Origin of the sequence: Novipirellula herctigrandis (assembly GCA_007859835.1) — a bacterium.
In the GTDB taxonomy this organism is placed as follows: Bacteria; Planctomycetota; Planctomycetia; order Pirellulales; family Pirellulaceae; genus Novipirellula_A; species Novipirellula_A herctigrandis.
Genome location: SJPJ01000001.1, coordinates 2,732,940 through 2,756,732, shown reverse-complemented (window position 1 = coordinate 2,756,732; position 23,793 = coordinate 2,732,940). Strand labels below are relative to the sequence as shown.

At 51.6% G+C, this 23,793-nt stretch carries 16 protein-coding genes; 9 read left to right on the top strand and 7 right to left on the bottom strand.

Features of this window, described 5'->3' with window-relative positions; all coding sequences use genetic code 11:
• The first annotated feature begins 15 nt into the window (after positions 1–15).
• The 3 genes from CA13_RS10170 (at position 16) to CA13_RS10160 (ending at position 4,641) form a co-directional block, all read left to right on the top strand.
• Complete coding sequence (locus CA13_RS10170) at positions 16–885, top strand: hypothetical protein (protein WP_419194150.1); 870 nt, start codon at positions 16–18, stop codon at positions 883–885.
• Between the two features lie 245 nt (positions 886–1,130).
• Positions 1,131–2,960 (top strand): right-handed parallel beta-helix repeat-containing protein, encoded by a 1,830-nt coding sequence (locus CA13_RS10165; protein ID WP_419194149.1) that lies wholly within the window; start codon positions 1,131–1,133, stop codon positions 2,958–2,960.
• A gap of 112 nt (positions 2,961–3,072) precedes the next feature.
• Positions 3,073–4,641, top strand: a complete 1,569-nt coding sequence (locus tag CA13_RS10160) for a sulfatase family protein (RefSeq protein WP_146396034.1) — start codon at positions 3,073–3,075, stop codon at positions 4,639–4,641.
• 150 nt (positions 4,642–4,791) lie between these two features.
• Here the strand turns inward: CA13_RS10160 and CA13_RS10155 are convergent, their stop codons facing one another.
• Complete coding sequence (locus CA13_RS10155; RefSeq protein WP_146396032.1) at positions 4,792–6,489, bottom strand: FecR family protein; 1,698 nt, start codon at positions 6,487–6,489, stop codon at positions 4,792–4,794.
• A gap of 599 nt (positions 6,490–7,088) precedes the next feature.
• On the opposite strand from CA13_RS10155, the gene CA13_RS10150 reads away from it, so the two are divergent.
• From CA13_RS10150 to CA13_RS10135, 6 genes are all read left to right on the top strand, one after another.
• The gene (locus CA13_RS10150; RefSeq protein WP_146396031.1) at positions 7,089–8,330 is read left to right on the top strand and encodes a DUF1559 domain-containing protein; all 1,242 of its coding nucleotides are present in this window, start codon (positions 7,089–7,091) and stop codon (positions 8,328–8,330) included.
• Positions 8,331–8,541: 211 nt separating this feature from the next.
• Entirely contained in the window at positions 8,542–8,712 is a 171-nt protein-coding gene (locus tag CA13_RS34980) for a hypothetical protein (RefSeq protein ID WP_419194148.1), read from the top strand.
• 221 nt (positions 8,713–8,933) lie between these two features.
• The gene (locus tag CA13_RS34975; protein WP_419194147.1) at positions 8,934–9,119 is read left to right on the top strand and encodes a hypothetical protein; all 186 of its coding nucleotides are present in this window, start codon (positions 8,934–8,936) and stop codon (positions 9,117–9,119) included.
• A gap of 118 nt (positions 9,120–9,237) precedes the next feature.
• Positions 9,238–10,617, top strand: coding sequence for a sulfatase (locus CA13_RS10145; protein ID WP_146396029.1), 1,380 nt, complete (start codon positions 9,238–9,240; stop codon positions 10,615–10,617).
• Positions 10,618–10,763: 146 nt separating this feature from the next.
• Entirely contained in the window at positions 10,764–12,230 is a 1,467-nt protein-coding gene (locus tag CA13_RS10140; RefSeq protein WP_146396027.1) for a sulfatase family protein, read from the top strand.
• Positions 12,231–12,296: 66 nt separating this feature from the next.
• Complete coding sequence (locus CA13_RS10135) at positions 12,297–13,844, top strand: sulfatase family protein (protein WP_146396026.1); 1,548 nt, start codon at positions 12,297–12,299, stop codon at positions 13,842–13,844.
• Between the two features lie 215 nt (positions 13,845–14,059).
• Here the strand turns inward: CA13_RS10135 and CA13_RS10130 are convergent, their stop codons facing one another.
• From CA13_RS10130 to CA13_RS10105, 6 genes are all read right to left on the bottom strand, one after another.
• A complete protein-coding gene (locus tag CA13_RS10130; RefSeq protein ID WP_146396024.1) occupies positions 14,060–15,337 on the bottom strand; it encodes a glycoside hydrolase family 117 protein in 1,278 nt (425 codons plus the stop codon).
• A gap of 203 nt (positions 15,338–15,540) precedes the next feature.
• Positions 15,541–17,370: a sulfatase-like hydrolase/transferase gene (locus CA13_RS10125; protein WP_146396022.1), complete on the bottom strand. Its 1,830-nt coding sequence runs from the start codon at positions 17,368–17,370 to the stop codon at positions 15,541–15,543.
• Between the two features lie 11 nt (positions 17,371–17,381).
• Positions 17,382–19,058, bottom strand: a complete 1,677-nt coding sequence (locus tag CA13_RS10120; RefSeq protein ID WP_146396021.1) for a 3-keto-alpha-glucoside-1,2-lyase-like domain-containing protein — start codon at positions 19,056–19,058, stop codon at positions 17,382–17,384.
• A 71-nt stretch (positions 19,059–19,129) separates the two neighbouring features.
• Positions 19,130–20,512 (bottom strand): Gfo/Idh/MocA family protein, encoded by a 1,383-nt coding sequence (locus tag CA13_RS10115; protein ID WP_146396019.1) that lies wholly within the window; start codon positions 20,510–20,512, stop codon positions 19,130–19,132.
• A gap of 81 nt (positions 20,513–20,593) precedes the next feature.
• The gene (locus CA13_RS10110) at positions 20,594–22,009 is read right to left on the bottom strand and encodes a sulfatase (RefSeq protein ID WP_146396017.1); all 1,416 of its coding nucleotides are present in this window, start codon (positions 22,007–22,009) and stop codon (positions 20,594–20,596) included.
• Positions 22,010–22,069: 60 nt separating this feature from the next.
• Positions 22,070–23,704 carry a sulfatase-like hydrolase/transferase gene (locus CA13_RS10105; RefSeq protein WP_146403574.1) on the bottom strand — a complete coding sequence of 545 codons (1,635 nt, stop codon included), beginning with the start codon at positions 23,702–23,704 and terminating at the stop codon, positions 22,070–22,072.
• Positions 23,705–23,793: the final 89 nt, after the last annotated feature.

Here is a 23,793-nt window from a genome sequence, read left to right as displayed (position 1 = left end):
ACGAAAATCGTATTGATGACGATCTTGCTTTGTGTAGTGGCGAGCTTGGGGCAGGCCCAAGATGTCGTGAGTGCCCCGTGTGACCTAGTTACCCCCGTGATGACCACTGGCGATCCAAAACCGGGAAAACGTGTGCGCCAGGTTGCCCCGGAGTATGTCGGTACCAAGGTTCATCATGCATTGTACCTGCCTGTTGACTGGACACCGGGCGGTAAGTTTCCGGTCATCATTGAGTACACGGGGAATTATTGGCCTCCTAGCCATTCGACCGGAAAGGTGGAAGATGCCAATTTAGGATATGGTATGAGTGGAGGTCGTGGTTTTATTTGGGTAACGATGCCCTGTGTCGAAAAGAACCTGACAGAGAATGCCCTTACCAAATGGGGTGACCGCCAGGCAACGATCGATTATTGCAAGATCAATGTACCAAGGATTTGTGAACAATTCGGGGGCGACCCAGGCAATGTCCTTGTTTGCGGTTTCTCACGGGGTTCTATCGCGATTAGCTACATTGGACTTGCTGACAACGAGATTGCCGCACTTTGGAAAGGCTTTTTTACCCATGATCATTTCGACGGGGAAAGAGAATGGAACTATCCAGACTGTGATCGCGAATCCGCTCTGATCCGTCTGGCACGACTTGAGGGAAGACCCGTGTTGGTGTGCAGCACGCGCGCGTCCCAGTTGAGAGATCAGTACCTCGGCGACCATAGTGAGTTAGCCCGGTTTACGTTTCTCGATGTGCCGACAACGTGTATCTTTGACATTCCCGAGGGGAAGGTTATGCATCCCCACACGGATCTTTGGATGCACAAAGAAAGTGAGTACCGCAAACAAGCGAGGGATTGGATCGATAACGTGATCAACGGAGATGGCGACCAATAACGAAGGATTTGCTTGCGACCTGGTTTGCTGGCCAATGCAACCGAAACGGCAATACACTTTTTAGCATCGAAAACCGTTTTTCTGAGACAATGATCGTTCGATGATTGACGGCCCTTTATCCTTCCGGTCACTCGATCAGGTTGTTATGAACCAAAGTTTGAATGTGATCGGTAAGAGCGTCGAGTGAACGAAAGAGGTCCAATTGAGGACTTCCGCCGAGCGGACTTTTTGAATGGAAACTATTTATGATACTTCGAAATCAATTTCTAAGACTGTTTGCATTTTGTCTTCCGATGGTCTTTGCCTCGCTGCTAGCGTTTGTGTCAGAGGTCCAGGCTCGCCAAGTGATTGAGATCAAACCGGTTGCCGACGACATGACCCCGGTCGTGCGTGGGGCGATCGACGGTGTTTCCGGCCGTGATGTCAAGTTGGTCTTTTCCAAAGGCACCTATCGTTTTCGTCCAGACTATGCCACGGATAAGTACTGCACGATTACCAACCATGGAAATGGTCTCAAGAAGATTGCGTTCCTTTTTGAGGACTTCGACTCCGTTGAAATCGAGGGGAATGGCGCGGAGTTCATCTTTCATGGCCGAATGGCTCCGTTCCAATTCGAAAACTGTGACAAAGTGACGGTGAAGAACCTGACATTGGATTGGGACATCCCCTTCACTTTTCTGGGGACCGTCGTGGAGTGCAATTCTGATGAAGGGTGGCGAGACATTAAGCCGTTTACGGACGGTTTTTCATGGCGTCTGCATCAGCATCGATTGGAATTCCCTAACGTGGACGGGTTTAATTACTCCGAACTAGGAAGTACCCTCGCCTTCGAACCTGTGCTCAAGCGAGTGGTTCATGGTGCGTGGGATTTGCATAGTCAACCTCGGTGGGTCGAGCAAAGAGACGATGGCATCCTGCGGTTTCATGAACCACTTAGGCAATACCCGCCGGTTGGTTCGTTGCTCAGTTCCAAAGGGGATCGTGAGCATGATCGTTACGCGCCGGCGTTCCAAGTCAAGTTATGTGAGAATATTCGCTTTGAATCGGTGGTGATTCACCACGCATTGGGGATGGGGTTTTTGTTCGAAAGGTCCGAGCATGCGACGCTCGCAAATTGTGGGATCTATTTGCGAGAGGGGACCAACCGAGTTGTCTCCACAACAGCCGACGCCACCCACTTTTGCAATTGCCGAGGCGATTTGCTGATAGAAAAGTGTCGTTTCGAGAACATGCTTGACGATGGCACCAATGTGCATGGAACTTATGCCGAAGTGGATGAGGTGATCGATACCCACACCGTCCGCGTGCAGTTGAAGCACTTTGAACAGATGGGATTTGAGTTTGCTGGGGTAGGCGATGCGATTTGGTTCATTCACTGCCCAAGCCCTGCTCGAGCTGCGGCGAATGAAGTCATCTCGGTTGAGGTGGTTAACGAGCGTTTCGTCCAATTGCAATTCAAGAGCCCGTTGCCCGCTGATTTGGATGTTGGCGATCTACTTGAAAACAAGACGTGGAACCCTTCGTTTACGATGCGCGGTTGTACAATTCAAAATCATCGTGCACGCAACGTGGTGCTAAAGACGCCACAAAAAATTGTCATCGAGGACAACGACTTCTCATCGATGATGTCGTCGATCTTCTTTCGTGGCGAGTCGTTTTTCTGGTTCGAATCTGGCTCTGTTGAGGACGTTGTCATTCGAAACAATCGCTTCAAGCATTGTGCTTATAGCGGGATGGAGCATGCTATACTCTGGATCACTCCAAGGCTTGGGAAAGCATTCCATCAAGACGAGTTGTACGATCGTAATATCCGGTTCGAAAACAACGCCATTGAAACCTTCGACAACCGTATTGTGTGGGCGGACCGAGTAGATGGTTTGGTTATTGCGGGGAACACGATCAAACAGACCACTGATGCCCAGCCACTGCACCCCGATGCGCACCGCTTCGATTTGATAAACTGCCGCAATGTTGAGATCACGAATAACCAATACGAAGGCACAAGCACGAAGTCGGTCCAAGCGGATGAGGCGACACGCAGAACCCTTCGAGTCGAAGGTAATCATGGCTTTTGATCATTCAATTTAGTTTTACCTTTTGCTGTGCGAAGTTGAATGACTTGGTTTTTTCGCTAAGCGAAGGACGACGATCATCCTTTTAACGATTCCAAACAAATAAGGCACTCCTATGAGAAGAGCATCCTCGCTAACTGTTGTTGTCGCTGTGACTCTGCTTTCGTTGCTTTTGGCGAAAGGGGGCGAAGCGGCGGAGCGACCGAACATTATCATCATCTATGGCGATGACATTGGCTTTGGCGATTTCAGTTGCTACGGCGGAGTCGGTGTTGACACGGCAAATATTGACTCGCTTGCCAAAAGTGGTGTTCGTTTTCTGTCAGCGTATTGTAGTGCCGCAACATGTACGCCATCGCGTTATTCGCTGCTGACCGGCGAATATGCGTTTCGCAACCAATCCGCTCAGATCCTGCCGGGCAACGCTCCATTGATTATTGATCCATCACGCCCCACTATCGCAACTTTTCTTCGAGATAACGGCTACTCCACTGCGCTCGTTGGGAAATGGCACTTAGGGCTTGGGTCGGCTGAGGAACCGCTTGATTGGAACGCTCAAATTGAGCCTGGTCCGAAAGAAGTGGGTTTCGATTATTCGTTCAATATGGCTGCAACTGCCGACCGTGTTCCCTCGGTCTATATCGAGAATGGACGGATCGTCAACTTGGATCCGAACGATCCAGTGCAAGTCAACTATGAGGAAATGGTCGGTAACGAACCAACGGGTATATCCCATCCTGAACTCTTAAAGGTTCAAGCGGATGAGCAGCACTCCGGGACGATCGTCAACGGTGTTAGCCGTATCGGATTCATGACCGGTGGAAAGAAGGCTCGCTTTACTGATGAGAACATGGCTGACGACTATCTTGGCAAAGCCATCGAGTTCGTTGACCAGAAAAGGGAACAACCGTTCTTCCTCTACTATGCACCGAATGAGAACCATGTTCCTCGCGTCGTGCATCGTCGGTTTCAAGGTTCAACCAGTCTTGGTCCTCGCGGTGATGCGTTGGCGCTGTTTGATTGGTGTATTGGACGCCTTGTAGAGTCGCTTAAAGCGAACGGGCAATACGATAACACGCTGATCATTATTTCATCTGATAACGGCCCCGTTCAATTCGATGGCTATTGGGAAGGCGCGATTGAGAACCAGGGCGAGCACAAAGCGGCCGGTCCTTGGCGAGGCGGGAAATACAGTCGTTGGGAAGGAGGCACGCGGATGCCGTTGATCGTGTCGTGGCCCGGCAATGTTACCCCCGGCATTTCAGATGCGCTTGTTAGTCAAGTCGATATCTATGCGTCGGTCGCGGCGTTGATTGGGCAACCGATGCTGGAAGGTGCGGGTGCCGATGGCGAGAATCTTCTACCCGCGTTGTTGGGCAAATCACAACAGGGACGCGACTTTGTGATCCAAGAAGCGCTTACTCAAATCGCGGTGCGCAAAGGAAACTGGAAATACATTCCGCCGGGCAATATCACCGAGCGTGGAGGTATTGGCGAGTGGATCCGAACGACGGTCGATGAACCTGGACTGCTCTTCCACCTTTCCGAAGACCCAGGCGAAACCAAAGACCTTGCGGCAGATTATCCGCAGCAGGTTGCTGAATTCCAAGCGATCATTCATCGTGTTGCTCCTGAAAAAGCAAGCGGAGAGACAACGGTCGATAAGAAACAACTTGGTTTTTAGTTGACTGCCGCCAACGATTTGATGCTCAATGACAAATGCGGAAACGAAAGCTTGTCAGGAGGATTCGTTGATTGCAGTACTCGCTTTCCGAGTGGGCTACATCAGAAAGGGTTGGTGCTCCACCGGAAACCGGATTGTGCCGGATAGTTGTTATTTCAAATTCAGCACGGGGTCGATCACAACAACGTGATCGAAACCGTTGAAAGTATCAAAGTCAGTAGAGACGAAGGTCAGAAAGCGGTCCTCGTCGGTTAGCTTGACCGATATCGTCATCTCGCCATCAGCGCGGGAAAAATCGAGTCGACTGGCTCGAAGCTCTCCATCTACAAACACTCGAAAATCGGCACTGAAATGTTTCTTCTTGAGCCAATTGGGATCGGGGGTGGCACGCCTAAGCTCGGAGTTGTCAAGATTGCTGAGGATACCAGAGAACTCCGTTGGTGAACCAGCGTGGCGTCGTACAGCATCGAGGTCAAATGTGACTCCGGCGTTGGAGTGAATGCCGATCATCCCGGTGTTGCAATGATCCAGCCGTTTGATGACGTGTTCGAGAGTCTCCGTGCCCCAGTAGTCATCTAGCACTACCATTGCGGACGGTCCGTTGATTTTCCGACGCGACCATATTGGCCCCCACGTTTGCCCCGAGGAATTTGGCAAATTCACTTGATGGTTCAACGAGTCCAGCTGCGTGTTAGTGCCGCTTTCCGTTGGGATGAACACACCATCGACATAGGGGTGCCAGAAAGTCCGTTGATAATCCCGGCTCAAACTGTTTCCGGGCCCGTCGTTCTTCAGCCAAGGGTTTTGGTCCGGGGCACCCGTGTCGGCTGCGATGACCCCAGCCAATCGAAAGTGATTTTCCGACGTGGCGCTCAAGAGATCCACAAGGCTAATTTGGCTAGCGTCCCTCGAAAGCGTCCCTGGAAACTCACGGGTGAACTGTTTCGTATCGACGGCCAAAGCTTGGTTGATGTCTCCTTCGTGGTCAACTCTTGCTGACATGCCTTCGGTCAAAGAGACCGGGCGTCGCGACTCACTTCCCGCGAGATCCGAAAGGACTTCCACCTCGCCATCAAACACACAAACGTCGGTCCCGTTGGCGTCGTTCACAGCCACGCCGAATTCCGTCCCTAAGTCGAGGACTCTTGCCGAAGGAGTGGTTAGTAAAAAATCACCGCCTTCCACCTTGCCCGTTACTTGGCCTCGTTCAAGTCTTCCCGAGTGTATGCCGGTGGTGACGAAGGTCGAAGGGCCGTTAATGATCAGCTTTGCACCGGAGAAGTATTCCACATGAACCAAGCCGGTTTCGATCTCCAAACGATCGCCTCTGCGGACCCGCAATAGAAAGTCGGCGGCGGCCGTGCCTTTTCCCCATACGACGTCGGTTGTCACGCTTGTGATTTGGGCGACATACAAGGGTTCTGAGTCTACAGCATCGTCCGTCGTCGGGGCGTTTTTGACAGCAGGCACAATCTCCGTCACTGACTTGTTCTCTGCGGTCGTCTGCATTAGCGGTAACCAATACCAACCAAGTGTGACTCCGATGAGCAGTGTTGCTGCAACAACCGAAAGCCAAGTAATGGAAGAGAACGGACGCGTTCGTGAGGCGGAGTCGGATGCTGAATTCAACAATCTCTTTGGCTGCGTCATCTTTGGCAGCGTCGGTGCGTCGTCTATGGCTCGGTTGTGTGCAATTTCCTCCAAGCTTTCACTCAAATTCACCACTCGAAGATACTCAACACATACTTCTTGGTCGTTCTCGATTGCATCCTGAAGACGTTCAAAGTCATCGGCCGAGATTTTCTCGTCAATTGCTTGAAATATCAGATCCCCAATATCCTGGTTCATCTCAGCATCCTTTCGTCATTGTTTGTTTTATGCATTCGAGCAATCGCGTTCCAAGGAAGTTGAGTCTGCTTTTGCCAATTCAGTGCAGGGCAAGCTCCAGATTCGATTTTGTGCAGTCAGAGGAGAGTCATTCAACGGACCGATTAAACCACGCCTTTCGAGGGATGTGTTATTTGTGCCACAGGTGAACTCTCACCACTTTGTCATTCCACGAAATTCGAGTCTTACCCATCTTTTTCCGTGGATACGGACAATATGACAGGTTTTCCAAGGCGGATGTTCAACGGTACTTATGCACTACCGGTTGCCCTCTTCTTAATCGAATCGGTCTCTAGTCGGGCGACGGATCAGGGAGAGGTGTTCGGAAAAACACCTTTGGCGGTCTTTAGGTCCGCTATCTATCCCAAAATAAGCCAGAGAAGGGAAGGTTTCGAGAATTATTCTGAAATCGCTGGGTTTTTCTCGTAATTCCGGATGGATGTGGAATTTCAGGCATTAGAGGGGGGCTTTCACCATCACCCAATTTTTTTCAGGTGGTGGTTGAGAGATATCCCGATGGTATTCACCAAACTTTTCTTGTTTTTTTGGAGATGACGAAAATGCGTTCACATTTCAAAAGCCGTCTTGGCTTTACCCTCGTCGAACTTTTGGTGGTGATTGCCATCATCGGGGTATTGGTTGGCTTGCTACTGCCCGCCGTTCAAGCTGCTCGTGAGGCAGCTCGCCGCATGAGCTGCAGCAATAATTTCAAACAGATTGGACTTGGGATTCACAACTATCACTCAGCGTACAACCAGTTGCCCAAGCATGGTGGTGGTTCGTCGGCGCTGAATGACAACCTCGCTCACAATCGGAACTGCTCTTATTCCAACCGAGATTCGTTGAGCATGCTTGTGGGGATTCTTCCGTTCATTGAGCAACAGGCTATCTGGGAAGTCATTTCCAACCCGTTCGAGCATGACGGAGCGCCGGGATTGACTTACTTGATCCCTGGTCATGCTTGGAATTCACAAGTCGCAGATTACCCGCCGATGGGACCGGCACCGCGTCACGTCGAGTACGACCCATGGGTGACGACCCTCCCAACGCTGCGCTGCCCAAGTGACCCCGGGCAGGGTTTGCCCGCGATGGGCCGAACCAACTATGTCGCGTGTTTGGGCGATAGCCTGTACGCGGTCAACCACGGCGTGTTTGATGCAAAAAACAATGATGTTGGCAGCAGTGGCGGCAACTGGCAGGGTTCACGTGAAGACGCTCGGGCTGGTAACCGTGGTTTCTTCGTGACCCACGCAAAGATGAGGTTCCGCGACATGCTTGATGGTTTGTCCAATACGATCGCGATGGGAGAGATCGCTACCGATCTTGGTGACAACGACAATCGCACGGTTGCAGCGAATGGTGGCACTCCAAGCAACAACCAGATGCGTAATAATCCGAGCTATTGCCGAGACCAAGCTGGATGGATCGATCCTTTACGTCCGCAATTCTGGACCGGCACACCAGCCCAAATCACTTATGGCCGTGGGTATCGTTGGGCAGATTACCATGACTTTTATGGCATTATGCAGACGGTCTTACCACCAAACAGTGAAGTCTGTTTTGCAGGCATCTCTACTGGTAATTATCCGGCTTCAAGCCGTCATCAAGGTGGTTGCCATGTCTTGATGGGCGATGGTGCGGTGAAGTTCATCACTGACTCGATCGAAGCAGGAAACTCACGTGCCGGTGCCGTTTGGTTGAAGGGGACCGGATCTCGGGCACCTGGAAGTATCAGTCCGTATGGATTGTGGGGAGCCTTGGGTAGCCGCGCTAGCAAGGAAACGATTGACGATCAGTTCTAGGCGAAACCGTTCCAGGTGAAGTTTGGAAAGAATGTTTGGTGGCGCGGACACGCGATTCCGTACGATCGCGCCACCATTTTTTGTTTCAGGCGAAGTAACTCGATCGTAGTACGATGGTGGTTCACGAGGGTTCTCTAATGACAATCACCGTGCCACCAAATGGTCGAACAAAATAAAAATGTTGAATCCCCCCTCGAAGGAAAATATAACGATGAGAAAAGCAATTTTTGTTGGCATGTTGTTTGTTGCTGCTGGCTTAACAGGTTGTGGTGGTAGCTCCGAACCAACGGTACTCGAACCGGACGAACGTCAATCGTTAGGGGAACTGATGGCTAAGGAGTCGGCTGCCATGGCGGAACTCGAAGAGGAAAACCCAGAGTGACGCTTTGATGCTTGCGATGTCCTGAAAGCCATCGATTTCAGAGGATGTGATTGCAATCAGCGGCAACTGTCGTTGGCAACCGATCCTCGTCGGAATCCGCTATACGATCAAGCATCGACGGCAAAACAATGGAAGGCTTACGCTGCGCGTTCCTATAAAGGGGCGCCATTGCAAAGGGCGGATGACCTAGCCACTGCCTTTGCGCCGCTGCCACTGCGCCGATGATTCCAAGGCAACCGCTCGATATCGAAATTACCGATGCTGATGGAGCGAAGGCCTATGGAGTCTTCATGAGCCTATCCGCTGACCTGAAAACCGGGGTTTGGACTTTGGGGGTTGATGCTCAACAACCTCAGAAAAGACCAGCGGGCGATTCATTTCTAGTTGCGTCCGGGGCAGCGCGATGAGTTTTTGGGCTGATCACACCACAGCCAGAGCAAACACCGTTTATGATGGCACCATGCAAGGTGCGACTAATCACAGGTGCGATCAATCACAAATGTCAAATAGGAATCGAAGCCAACGATGAAACTACTCTACCTAGCGGTCTTTTTTTCGCTGTTCCTCACCGTCGTGTCTGCTCAAGACCCGTCTTCCCCATCCGCAACGAAACCGAACATTGTCCTGTTCTTTGTGGATGATCTTGGTTGGTCCGACTTGGGATACCGTAATCCCGTGTTCGAGTCGCCAAACATTGACTCGCTTGTCGCCGAAGGCATGGATTTCCAACAGGCTTACATTGCCTGTCCGACCTGCAGCCCCAGCCGCGCGACACTGCTGACCGGAAAGCATCCAGCCCGGCTAAGCTTGGTACGGCATATTCCAAACGATATCGCGCATGGTTTTGATAAGTACGGTCGGACGGATGAAAAGTACAATTTGTGGAAAACGGACCCTGCGCAATTTCCCTGTGTCAACTGGTTGGATCTCGAGTACACCACTTATGCCGAGGTGCTAAAAGATCTTGGTTACTACAATCTGTTTGTGGGGAAATGGCACCTCGGGCATGAAGATTATCATCCGATCCACCAGGGATTTGATCAGCAGATAGGTACCTCGAACGCTGGGCACCCTCGCTCTTATCACCCACCGTATTTCAAAAACTCGGAGGTTCTAGCGGATGAGAAAGAACGCTATCTGACTGACAAGCTGACTGACGGGGCCGTCGACTTCATTGACCAGTACGATGGTGAAAAACCGTTGATGCTCTCGATGTGGTACTACTCGGTGCATGGCCCCCATGACGGTCGAGAAGATTTGGTGAAGCACTTTGAGGAAAAGGGGCTAACGGGCAAGTACGCCCATTACGCCGCGATGGTCAAGGCCGTTGATGAATCGGTGGGCCGTGTCCGAGCTTCGATCAAGAAAAAGGGGATGGACCGAGATACGATCGTCATCTTTCTTTCCGACCAAGGTGGTGCATTTGAGAATGCTCCGTTCCACGGTGGCAAGAAACTAGACACGCTTTATGAAGGGGGGGCACGCGTTCCGTTGATCGTTCATTGGCCAGGAGTGACAAAGCCCGGTGCGAAGAACAACAGCGTCGTCCAATCAACGGACCTCTTTCCCACGATCGTGGAGATCGCCGGCGGTGATGCGTCGCAGTACGGGAAACTCGACGGTATTTCGCTGGTTCCCACGATCAAGGACAACAAAACAATGACGCGGAGCGATCCGATCTATGGCTATCGGGCATATGAAGATCTCTATGCCTCGGTGCGCAGGGGCGATTGGAAATTGCTTGCTTACCGAAGCGGCACAGTGAAGCTTTACAACATTGCCAAAGACATCAAGGAAGCAAACGATATCGCCGAAGCTAACCCCGAGAAACAAAAGGAACTTCTTACGAAGCTCGTTGAATGGGAAAAGGAAATGGGCGTCGAGAAGTTCTCCGGCGTGCAATAGGCCCGTATGCAATAGGCCCGTATGCGGTGCGGTTGACTCAACGCCCATTTCCAGCCGAGCACGAAGTATAATGCAGCGCTAGGGGTGTCCCCGCGCAGCGGAAAATGATTGTTTATCCTGTAATTGATAAGACAATGCTAACTCAAATGAAATCACTACTAATTGTCACTATTGTTGTCGCCTTGGCAGGCAATGCGTTTTGCGAGGATCAACCTGCGAATGTTTTGATCATTCAAACCGATGAGCATAACTTTCGTACGCTAGGTTGCTACCGTGAAACGCTGGCACCAGAGCAGGCATTTGCATGGGGGAATGATGCGTTTGTTGAAACATCTGCAATCGATTCGCTTGCCAAACGTGGAGCGATTTGCACGTCTTTTTATGCGACTTCGCCCGTTTGCACGCCATCACGTGCCGCCTTCTTTTCAGGCAAGTATCCACACCACACCGGCAGCCATACCAATGATCAACCGCTAAACAATGACATCGTTACATTTGCGGAAGTGTTGCGTCGTGACGGGTATGCGACAGGTTACGCGGGGAAATGGCATCTTGATGGCCCCGGCAAACCGCAGTGGGAACCGAAACGAAAATTTGGTTTTACAGACAACCGATTCATGTTCAATCGTGGTCATTGGAAGAACTTTCAGCTTTCTGAGGACGGGCCAAGAGTTGGTTCCACCGACAAAAAGGGGCAACCCAGTTATTCCGTCGGTGACGCGGACGAGAAGACGTTTTCAACGGATTGGCTCGCGGATCGGGCGATCGACTTTATCCGGCAACATGCTGACGAGCCGTTCTGTTATCACCTCAGTATTCCTGACCCTCATGGTCCCAATACGGTTCGCGCTCCCTACGACACGATGTTTGCTGGCATGGTGATTCGGCCACCCATGACGTTTTCGATGACAAAAGAGAATCCTAAATGGGCATCGGCGAGCGGTAGGAATAGCGTGGGCAAATTCAATCCGTCTTTGATGGCGATGTATTTCGGAATGGTGCGTTGTATTGACGACAATGTTGCCAAGATATTGAATGTGCTTGACGAGCTTGATTTGACGGAAAATACGATCGTTGTTTTTACTTCGGATCACGGTGACCTTTGTTTCGAGCACGGTCGGTTAAATAAAGGCAATCCTTACGAGGGGAGCGCAAAAATACCAATGATTATTGCCGCACCCGGTAGCATTCCTTCTGGAACGCAAGTCGACGAAGCCCTCAGCACTGTTGATTTTGCGCCAACGCTTTTGTCGATGCTTGGTAAGGAAGCGCCGGTCGAGACAGAAGGACGAGATGCATCGGCGTTGCTTACCGGGAAAGGGGATGCTCAGTGGAAGGATGTAGCAATCATCCAGTCCTCCGGGTTGAAGCCGTCTTGGGTTGCCGCTGTCAGTGATCGCTTCAAGCTTGTGCTTTCAACTTCCGAGCGTCCGTGGTTTTTTGATCTTCAGCAAGATCCCAACGAACTCAAAAATCTGATCAATAATCCAGAGAGCCGGTCGACCGTCCGCACCCTGGCTCGTGAATTGATTGACCACGTCGGTAAGGCGGAAGACCCGCAGTGCATCAACACGAAGTTGGCAGAACAATTGGCCGAATTGTCAGCGGATTGATTTCTTCGGCATGCATTGTATCCGTTTTTTTGTTTTCGCCTTCGCTCTCTCACCCCCACCAATTTCATGCACCGCTTACTTTTGCTCGCTTCGATTGTTTGCATTAACGGAATTTTGTCAGCCGCCGAGCGGCCGAACATTTTGTTTATCATCGCGGACGATGCCTCACGCGACAGTTTTGGTGTTTACGGAAGCAGCTATGTGAAGACTCCCGGTTTTGACCGGATCGCCCGAGAAGGTGTGCTCTTTACTCAGGCCTACAACTGCAATCCTAAATGTGCACCAGCGCGAGCTTGTCTTCTAACCGGTCGCTATTCTTGGCAACTCGAAGAAGCATGTAACCATAATCCGTTTCTGTCAGAAAAATGGAAGTTCTACCCCTACTTGCTTGAAGAGCAGGGCTATCAGATCGGTTACACCGGTAAAGGTTGGGGACCAGGGATTTGGAAGAATACCGACGCCAGTCGTGATGCGAAATCGGATAATCCGGCGGGGCACCAATACAACGATTTGAAGTCGAAGCCTCCGTATGCAGGTATCAGTAACATCGATTATGCGGCGAATTTTGAGGCGTTTCTTCAAGCGACCGCTGGTGGTGATGCTCCCTTTTGTTTTTGGTTTGGTACGAAAGAACCTCACCGAGGCTACGGGCTCGACAATTGGAAGCTCGACGGGCGTGATCTTGCCGACGTGAAGGTGCCAGCATACTTTCCTGATAACGCTACGATCCGTGGTGATTTGGCTGATTACGCGATCGAAGTTGAATGGTTCGACGAGCATATTCAGCGAGCTATCGGTCATCTTGCCGATAGTGGCAAGCTCGATAACACACTGATCATTGCCACCTCGGACCACGGGATGCCATTTCCTAGAGTGAAAGGCCAAATCTATGACGACGGATTTCACATTCCCTTGGTAGTACGTTGGGGCGATAAGATCAAACCCGGTCGAAACGTGACCGACTTTATTACGTTTCCAGACCTAGCACCGACGTTGATGGAAGTGGCTGGTGTCGAAAGCCATCCACAGATGACTGGTAAGAGCTTCCTACCACAATTGTTGTCCGAAAAATCGGGTCGCCTCGACGCAACCCGCAATCACACGTTGCTTGGCAAAGAACGCCACGACATCGGTCGCACCGACGGAGAGTTGCTTTCGGTCGCGTATCCGGCTCGCGCGATCCGCACCGACCGGTTTCTTTATGTGCGAAATTTTAAACCAGACCGTTGGCCCGTTGGCAATCCCGAACTGGGCCTACTAAATTGTGACGGCTCTCCGACCAAGAGTTATCTCACGAAACTCGCCTCCGACTCGGTTGAGTATGTCTATTACGAAATGAGTTTCGGCAAACGACCTGCGGAGGAGCTTTACGACATCGAGGCGGACCCCGATTGTGTGAAGAATCTTGCAACTGCCCCCGAATACGCTGTTGTCATGGCCAAGCTGTGGACACAGCTTCAAACGGAGCTTGAAGAACAGGGCGACCCACGCATCCTCGGTCAAGGTGACATCTTTGACTTTTATCCCTACAGTAAAATCGACCGGCAACAAAAACTCTACGAAAAGCCAGATTACGATCCTGTTCGCATTTTCGAGAGTAAATTCGCAGAGTAGTTAACACGATCATTCGCATGTGAGTTTTGGGAGCGAAATGGCGTGGTCCTGCTATCGGTTCCCGTTCGGCAAATTAGTGCCTCACTAGTGCCTCAATCGTCATCGCATTCACTTTCAATCCTATTGGCATCTCAACCTCGATGCCGATGCATTGAGGTTGCCCGTTGCCAAAGCCAAGTGAATCAGAAGACGCCTCGGCTTCGCTTCTCGGATTCTCAAGGGGGAGTCCCGAGAGCTTTGCGGTTATCGGCGTTAATTCGTGCACGCTGTTTTTTGTTCAAACCCTGTTTGAAATAGACTTCTGGCCGATGCCAAACACCTGTGTTTTTAAACGTTGGGTCGTCTACATCGAGACTCAGGTCGCAATCGAACCTCGCCATGATTGAGTGTTGTTTGTCTCGCGTCCCGGCATTGGTGAAATGACAGAGCCCCCAAGTGATTCCTCGTCCATTACCGCTATTGGTAAAAGCATCTGGAGCAAATGGGGCCGCTGCTATCGGTGTTAGCTCAACCACTGATGCGATCTCGAAATTCACACCGTCTTTCGCGTACTGTATGGTGCAGCGTTCATTACCGTCCTTGATGGCCAACGTTGCAATGCCCTCTTTGAAAGGGAAGTAGGTTGTCTCGTGACCCGAGTTCAGTACCGGGTTAAGTGAGTGCTTTAGAAACGGGCCAAGTGGATCGTCCGCAATGGCCAAGCCATGAGCAACTGCGTATTTATCACGAATGTCCGGCCACTTGTTGTAGGCTGCTTTGTAGTACGTATAGATCTTTCCTTTGTAGACAACCGGATGTGGATCGTGAATGGCATCCTGATCCCAATCTCCCTTTTTGCCTGTATGAATAATCGTCTTGTTGGTCGATGTCCACGGTCCATCCGGCGAATTAGCGTAGGATGCAGAAACAGGACACCAATCGCCTTTTAATCCGCTTGCTTCAACGAACGCCTGATAATAGAGGTAGTATTTGCCCTTCCACACAAGAATGTCTGGCGTAGCGACCGACCTCCATCCGGGAATCGGCTTTGCTGGGCGCGGTACGGCGATCCCTTGCTCTTCCCATGTAAATCCATCTTGGCTCGTCGCATACCAAATCTCACACAGATCCCAATCGGTGGATGGGATTACATCGGTTGCTTCGTTTGCATGCGCGCTTCCGATCGGAGGCACCGGTGTATGACGCCGGGTATACCAAACATAGTATTTTCCATCGACTAAAATTGGCCTCGAAGGATCACGGCGAGAAATTGTCCCGTCACCGCCGTTGTAGTCGAAACCTTCTAATGGGGTGTACTTAAACTGCGAGAAGAGTTCATTGTCCTGGGCACGTGGCGCCGGGTATCGAAACATCCGCTCCATCGCGGAACTCATCTCAATATCGGGTTTGCTCTCGGGCATCTTGTGCGGAAACACTCCATCCTCGCCCTGGCAAGAGCCCGAAACGGCAACCACGAAAACTGCGTATGAAAGTAAGCTTGCTTTCGTTCTCATATTAAGTCCTATTGGTAATGACTCATTTGGCCCTGTGCAAGAAACAACAGCCATTTCTCGCTCGATACTTGGTGGTGTTCTATCTTTATTCGTCCTGGCTGCTGAAAGGATTGCAAGCATCATCCATGCAAACGCGATTTTCCAATGCAACTCTTCCAATCCTATTCGTCCTCTATTTCACGCTATCTATAAATTTCACGTTACTATCCCTTGGGATTGAGATTGGGAAGTTCTAGTATTCCATCATCTGCGCCGGGTGCAAAGTTGCTCACAAACACTGGGTCGCCTCCGGCCTTGCTCCACGGCACTTCCACCCGGCCGTCACCGAGCACGATGCTTTGCAGTTTTGTTCGCATGGCGTTGATGACATTGATGTAGTAAGGATCAAAAGCGAGGTTGTTGCGCTCGGACGGATCCGAACGCAAATCAAAGAACACCGGTTCGATATCTTTTAAGTTGGCCTGGAGTGCCCAATCCATCTCTTTGCCCGGCTTGTTTGAAGGGCGGACCTTCATCGAAAATTTGTAATCCCTTGTGCGGATAACCGCGCGCGGGCCGGTTACATGTGTTGGCTCTGCGATAATGTAATCGCGTGGCGGAACCTTCCCGTTGGCCACCTTTGCCAAATCGCGGCCATCAAGGTATTGGTAGTCCGGTTGATCAAGATTGATCCCTGCTGCGGAAAGAAACGTCGGGGCAATATCGACGAAGCAGGTGAAATCTCTCACTGTCTTGCCTGCCGGGAACATGTTCTTGTCGGATGACGCAACAATAATCGGGTTATGTAGATCGGTATCGAAGTGCGCGAACTTGCTGACCATACCGTGTTCATTCAACCGCCAGCCGTTATCACCGCAAACATAGAGCACGAGCCACGGACGTTTTTGTGTTTCAGAGAAATGAATGAACCCGTCCACAACCTTCCCCACTAGCGAATCACCGTAGGCACAAAAGGCGAAGTAGTCAGCGATCATCAGATGTTTCTCTTCATCGGTGAAGTGATCGCTTTGGCTGTTTTTGTAAAGTTTTTGGATCTGGGGCGGAAAACTGGCCAATTCTTCGGGCGTGAAGTTCGGGATCTCATAGCGGAATTCACGGAACTTGTTTCTCCACGACTGCGGCGGAAGTACCGGAGTGTGGGGGAATTCAAAACCGCAATAGGCGAACAGCGGGTGGCTGCTATCGGGGCCCTGTTGATTGATTCCCAGTTTCGTGACGTAGGTTTCGTCGGGATGATCCAGATGGTCTAAAATCGCTGTCGTAAAACTGCCGTCTCGCGTTTTGTCAGGTGACTGTGGATTCACGCCTGCAAGAATCAGACCTGCATTGGAGGCGTTGGATTCGCCGGGAGCGTAGTGGCGGAACAGGCGGCACCGATCGCGTATTTCTTTTCGGTTGTCGGGATCAGAGCTTTCCGCGGTTACCGACAACTTTCGACCGTCGGGTAGAAAAAAGAACTCCGTTCGAGCCCCTTTTTTTCCGCCTTTCCATTTGGTTTCGGGATGCCAGTCGACTAACCCCTTTGCCGCGAACTCGTTCCGATAACCAAAGTTGACTTGGTACAACGGGGGCGCCGTGCCACCTCTTTTTCCCTTAAAATGCTGGGCATACAAACCATTTTTTCCCACGGCAACGGTTTGGTATCCGGCCACATCACGAAGGGTCTCTGGTGCCATCGGTCGCCAATGCGCCTGCCCAGTGGGGTTGTAATATTCAAATCCGTAAACGCCGGTTCGGTGCGAGTAACGACCTGTATTCATTACCGCTCGCGATGGCGCACAACTGGGATTTTGGTTGTAGGTATTGAGGAACGTCGTCCCCATCGCTGCCAACCGGTCGACATTGGGAGACATTACTTTCCCAAGCCGACTGTTGTCTTGTTCAAAACGCATCCTGTTGAATGCATTGATAGAATCAGCGCGTTGGTCGTCGGTTACGACCCACAACATGTTGGGTTGAAGAACGTCGTCCACCGCATGCAGTCGTGTGATCAGTGTGAGGCCGAGGAGTGAAATGCAAATGGCGAATTTCATCGAGGTGTCTTCTATTTGCTGTTCTGGGATCGTAGCGGAATGTGGACATTGAACGAGTGCGTCTTCGCATCGGTTTCTTCCGCGGCGCAAAAAAGTACCGCAGGGACTCCGTGATCGAACCATAGTTGCGGTCGTTCAAGCCGATGGAACGATTGAACGGAGCCATCGGCCCAGGTCACTTCTCGTCGCGTTACCAAAGGCGAAGCGGCAACATCCCAGTTCAGTCCGTCTGTCGATGTGAACAACGCCAACGAATCGGTGTTGGTTTTGTTGAAGGTTCCTTTGTGATCGTTCACGATCGCCCAGCAACGATCGCCTTGCGACCAAATGTACGGGTCTTCAGCGGGAAACTTGACGCCGGGGGCGGTAAACAACGGTTGCATCTGTTTAGCGAACGGGCCTACGGGGGATTGCGACGTGGCAGCCAAATGGACCACAGGGCCGCCAAATGGCAAGGGAGCTTTTTTTCCAACGGCTTTGTAAATCAATACAAACGTGCCGTCGGCGCGGCGGCAAATCGAAGGGTTGCTAACCATCAATGCGTCGTGCGAGTCCGAAGCTTCGCTGATGTCAATCAGCGGTTGATCGAGACGTTTCCATGGCCCATTGGGATGTTCCGCGACCGCGACGCCGATTCGTTGGTTGTTGCGATGAATCGGATTCAGTTTCTTGGTCGCGTTGCCGTCGCCGGTGTTACCCATGTAGTAAAGATAATACTTGCCGTCAAATTCATGGACCGTCGGATTGTGGGTGCACAGTCCATCCCAATACGCTTCGCCTCGCACGGGAAGGGCGACATCAACGAATCGGTACGGGCCAAGTGGGCTATCAGCAACCGCATGAGCAATTTCCGAATGAGTGACCCACGCGTTGTGTCCCAAATTGCGAGGCCAACGGCTGTAGAGCAAGTGGCACTTGTCATCGGCGTCACGCACCATGCTAGCGCCCCAGATGAAGTAATCTTCGTCGATGAATTTGGCTGTTAGGGGAACGGGGGAAAGCATCGCGTGGAAATTAAAGTCCACCACCTCAGACTGCTCTTTGGGGGGCATCTCGCGAATACGCACATTGCGAAACCAAACTTGGCTCCCGTGATCTTGAAAAACGATAGGGCTTTCGACGTCACCAAAGTCTTCGTAGCCATATTTAACGTACTTGCTGTTGTTGTAGCGGTCGTCCCATTCCTTGCCGCTCAATTCGGCTTCAAGAACTTTGCTTTCGTTCAACCAATGCTCAACGTGATTGCCGTTGGCGACAATCCTTGCAGTATTCCACTGACCAGCGGGCTTGTAAGGTTTGCCAGCCATCGGCGGTACCAAGTCGTAGAGAGCGCCAGAGGACCCGATGGGGTCTTTGCCGCGAATGTGTCGCTCGTCATCGAGCACTTGATATTCAAATCCACGACCTTTCTGGGCCCGATAGATGACGCCACTGTTTCCACCTTCGGAGACTTTCCAATCAAACCGAAGTTCGAAGTCTTTGTATTTCTTGCGCGACATCAAGCTTCCAGCCTTCTTCTCGTACAGATGCACGACGCCGTCTTCGATACTCCATCCCGTGCCCTTTTTTCCGACTCGCCATTGGCTGAAATCACCAGATGCGAACAAGTCGATAAAGGGAGCTTCGGCGCGTAGCGTTGGAACCGTCGTGATGACCAGGAGCACGACGAGAGGAAGGATTCTTTTCATAGTTGCGAATGATGATTACGAGAAAATGACGGAAGACTGCTAGCGTTGAGGGTGTGTGTGTGTCGGACCCGCTAAAGTGTGTAGAACTCTTCCCAGCCCTTACGCGGTTCGGGGTCCAGTAGAGTACAAGCGAAGTCGTTGTTCGTAATTTTGTTCGTCGTTCGGTCAAAAGCAATTTCGCCACCGAGTCGCTGGGCGATGACGCCAAGGTTAAAGACCTGTGTCAGCGGCCCACTCACGCGGAACGGAGAACGAGTCTCTTCTTCGCCCTTACAGCTGAGCAGGAAATTTTCCCAGTGATTGGAGTTGCTCTTGGAGTACTCGGGAAACGACTCGATTACTTCCGCATGCTTTTCATTCGGAAGCACTTGCAAGACATCGCCATGCGAGTCGCCTTGCAAGACAATGTCTTTGGCATAAATGATTTTGCCAGGCTTCTTGGCTGCGGCTTTGTCCCTAATGATGTCACCGAATTCCGGTTCCAGCTCTGGAATGTTATCAACGCCGTCATACCAAGTCACGTCGCAAGCGGGCATGTTTTCCCGTGCAGGAAACGCAAAGCTAATTGTTGAGGCTTGTGGGAAAACAAACTCGTTCGCCCCGTCGCGTTTGACCGCGATGATCTTTTCGGGCAGTCCGAGTTTCAAGAAACGATGGCAAGTATCCAGGATGTGTGGTCCCCAATCGCCGAACGCGCCGCTGCCGTAATCAAACCAACTGCGCCAGTTGCCCGGATGAAGTCTCTTGCTGTATGGGTGTGCGGGTGATGGGTTGATCCAAGTGTCCCAGTCCATGCCGTCCGGCAATTGCTCGATAGGGTATTCGGCGACCGACTCGCCCCAGCCATGCCAACGGCGATACTTATTCATGTACGCAGTGATTTTGGTCACGTCCTTGATGACGCCCGCTTCGGTCCAAGCTTTGAACTGAAAATAGTTTCCGCCCGAGTGACCTTGATTCCCCATTTGTGTGACGACGCCGCTGCGGGCGGCTAAATCGATCATCCGTTCGACTTGCCCGAACGTATGAGCAAGCGGCTTTTCAACCCAAACGTGTTTTCCCATCGACATCGCTAACATGCCAGCAGCAAAGTGAGCGTGATCGGGGGTTGAAACCATCACCGCATCGATTTGGCTGCCCATCTGATCCATCATCTTGCGGAAATCAGTGAAGGTCGGCGCGGTGGGATGTGCTTTTTGTGCATCCTGTGTGTGCTTACCCTTTAAGTCCACATCACACAAAGCGACAATGTTACATAGTCCTGTATCGAGCATCGCTAAACGGTTTCGATTGCCCTTGCCACCACTGCCAACGAGCGCCAAATTCACGCGTTCGCTCGGTGCTCGTGTTTTGGTGTTGGCTTGATCGCCCAATGCGACGCAGGACGGCAGGATGGTAAACGCGCCGACTGCGGAGGACTTTTTGATGAAACTGCGGCGAGTTGAATGAGGCATTCCGTTTTCTCCTAGAGAGACTAAGTGTTGGAAATTAATGGTTGCGATGCTGCTGCCATCGCGATGGATATCGTCCGCGTATTACCGCTCGCCACGCGACGCTGCTTCAACGGTTTTTCGTCGTGATGCTTCTTCGCTGCGAACGTTGGTGCCGTGAGGATCGATCCACTTTGGCGGTACATTCTTTTCGTCCCAAGTTTTTATCAGCTTGCTCAAGCGGGCGACTGTCTGTGGTTGTTCGTCGGCCAAGTCATCCCGTTCCCAGGGATCGCGGGCAAGATTGAATAGAAGTGAGCGACCCTTGTAACCGCTTTGCACCAGCTTCATGTCGCCTTCGCGGACAGCGTACCCGAATTCGTTTTCGCCCATGGCATATCGCCAGAAGAACGTCCGTGTTTCAACTCGCGATTTCGGTTTTTGGAGCCTCGGTATCAGATTGATTCCATCTAGCTTTTTCGCATCATCCATGTTCGCCCCCGTTGCTGCGAGCACCGTTGGGAAAATGTCCAATGCGGTGATGGGTGAAGTGTTCGTCGTGCCTTTGGGAAATTGCTGCGGCCAAGCCATCAAGAATGGAACTCGAATGCCACCCTCGAATAACATGCCCTTATGTCCCCGATAAGGAAAGTTGACCGCATGTTCTCTGCGTCCGCCATTGTCACTGTAGAAAATGACCAACGTGTTTTCGTCAACGCCGACCTCTTTTAGCTTCGCCATCACTCGGCCAATCCCTTCGTCCATCCCTGCGACCATCGCGCCGTAGACGGCTCGGCCGCCGTATTCAATGTGTTCGGTTTTCGCCAAGTGATGTTTCGTCGCTTGATCGGGAGCGTGCGGTGCGTTGTAGGCCAGATAGAGGAAGAACGGTTCGGCTTGATGTCGCTGGACAAACGCAACTGCCTCGTTCGAAAAGTCATCTGTCAGGTAGGTCAATGTCTTCGGGTCGACCGGATCGTCGCCACGATGGACGCCTAGTGCAGCGGGCTTCTTTCCGACATCACCCCAGTAGCTTAAGCCGCCGGCGCTGAATCCAAACCATTCATCGAAACCGCGTCGGTTGGGCCAATATTGCTGAGCATCGCCCAAATGCCATTTTCCAATCGCACCGGTGACGTAGCCCGCGTTGTTCAAGGCGTCTGCCAACGTGGTTTCCGATAACGGTAATCCTGGGGCTGAATCGCTCATCGAACGCGCGTCAGGTTCTGGATTGCATTCGTGGCCGAAACGCTGTTGATATCGACCCGTTAACAGGCCTGCGCGGCTGGGGCTACAGTACGGATGCGACGCATAACCGCACTGGAAAACGACACCCGTCGCGGCCAATGCGTCGAGGTTTGGCGTCGGGATTTCTTTACACCCGTTGAAGCCAACATCGCTATAGCCCAAGTCGTCCGCGACGATAAGCACAATATTGGGACGTTCGGCCGCGATGCAAAGCGAGGACAGGTGAACTAGTGAAATTCCGATCGCGATGGCGAGATAAATGGGACGCGTCATTTTTAGTTCAGTGAGTAAAGGAGTGAAGGATATTGTTGAAGCCAATCGAAGGGGAAGCGGTTAGCCCGGCTTGGCTCCACTGTCGGCAGTGTAACGGAGCACCTTCGGCGTGCCCGTTCCCCTCGCTTCGGTCAGCTTCTGCTTCCAAGCTGCCTTGAGCCGCTTCAGAATATCGGAGTGTTGAGTCTGGTCAATCAAGTTGTTTAACTCAGCCGGATCATTCTCAATATCGTACAGCTCTTCGAAGACGGGCGGTTCACCGGCCAACGATGACTCGGCGTAGTGACGGTAGACGGCAATCCCATCGTCATGCACGTTGTACAGCATTTTGTTGACAGGCACGTTCAATTCCTTCGCCACCCGAACCTTTTCGGATGCAGGGAAGTTGTTGTTTTTGTAGTAGCGAATGTACTTCCATCGTTTGTCTTGAACTGCCTCGATACGAGGATTTCCAAAGTGCGTGGACCACAGATTTTCAGTGAAGATGTAGTCGTGTATCTCGTCGCCGTCGCCGTCGATTAAGCGTCGCAGACTTTTTCCCTGGAAGGTGTTAGGCGGTGTGACGCCAGCGTAGTCGAGCATCGTGGGGGCGATGTCGATGCTTTGGGCCAAGCGATTGCTTCGTCGGCCGAGTGATTCGGGCTGAGCCATTGGGTTGTAAACGATCAGCGGCACATGCGTGGTTTGTTCGTAGCAAAGCGCCTTGCCACCCAAGCCCTGTTGGCCCATGAACAGGCCATGGTCGGACGTGAAAATGATGATCGTGTTTTTGCCGAGCCCTTTTGCTAGTAGCTTCTTGCGGACGTTACCGACAAAGCGGTCGATCCCCGTCATCGCTTGCATTTGCCGCGTCATGCGTTCAATCACGGCTATTGGCTCATCCACATAGTTGTATCCCACTTGGCGTTCTTCTGTTTTAAGGACATCTGGCGGCAATTTTGGAGTCGTGATCTCTTTCTTGGCAACGTAATGCTCGGGCAGCTGTAGGTCGATGTCGCGATAGAGCGTCTTGTAAATCTCGTCGTCACTTTCACGCATTTGCATCGTGCTGGTACCTGCGCCATGAGGCAGATTCAGGCAAACGCTAAGGCAAAACGGTTTGTCTTCGGGGCGCGATTCGAGAAAGCGGATCGCGCCTTCGAGTCGATGTTCATTGGATAAAAAGTCAACGGCACTTTCAGCAACGATCTCGATTTGCGTGTCCGCCTTGGCTCCCTTGAAAATGTCGTGCACATCCTTGGGGTAAAATTTAATGTGCCCATGGCCTGCGTAGAAATAGTCGAACGACTTTTCCATCAGCCCGCTATCGTAGCCACCGTCGCCGATTGGAGCATGGTTCTTGCCGACATAACCTGTGTAATAGCCGTTCTCACGCATTACAATTGGATAAGACTGGGCCCAAGCCTCGGGGGCAACACTGGTTCCGGAATTAAAATTGACGCCATGCTTCCGTTCGTATTGACTCAGCAAAATTGAAATCCGACTCGGCGTGCAAATTGCGCTGGTGACATAGGCACGATCAAAGAAGACGCCGTCGGTTGCCAATTGGTCAATGTTCGGTGTTTGCGTCAATTCGTTTCCGTCACAACCCATCATTCCATAGGATTGATCGTCGGTGAGGATGAAAACAAAGTTTGGTCGTTCGCTTGCCAAAGACAAAGAAGCCGGTGTCAGCAAGATGATTGCCAACGCCAATGCAAAGAGTCTCGTATTCAAAGGGGGCTCCTAGATAGACAGTGGAAAGGTGGAATGGGGCATGCGATATTCTATATTCGGATCAACGA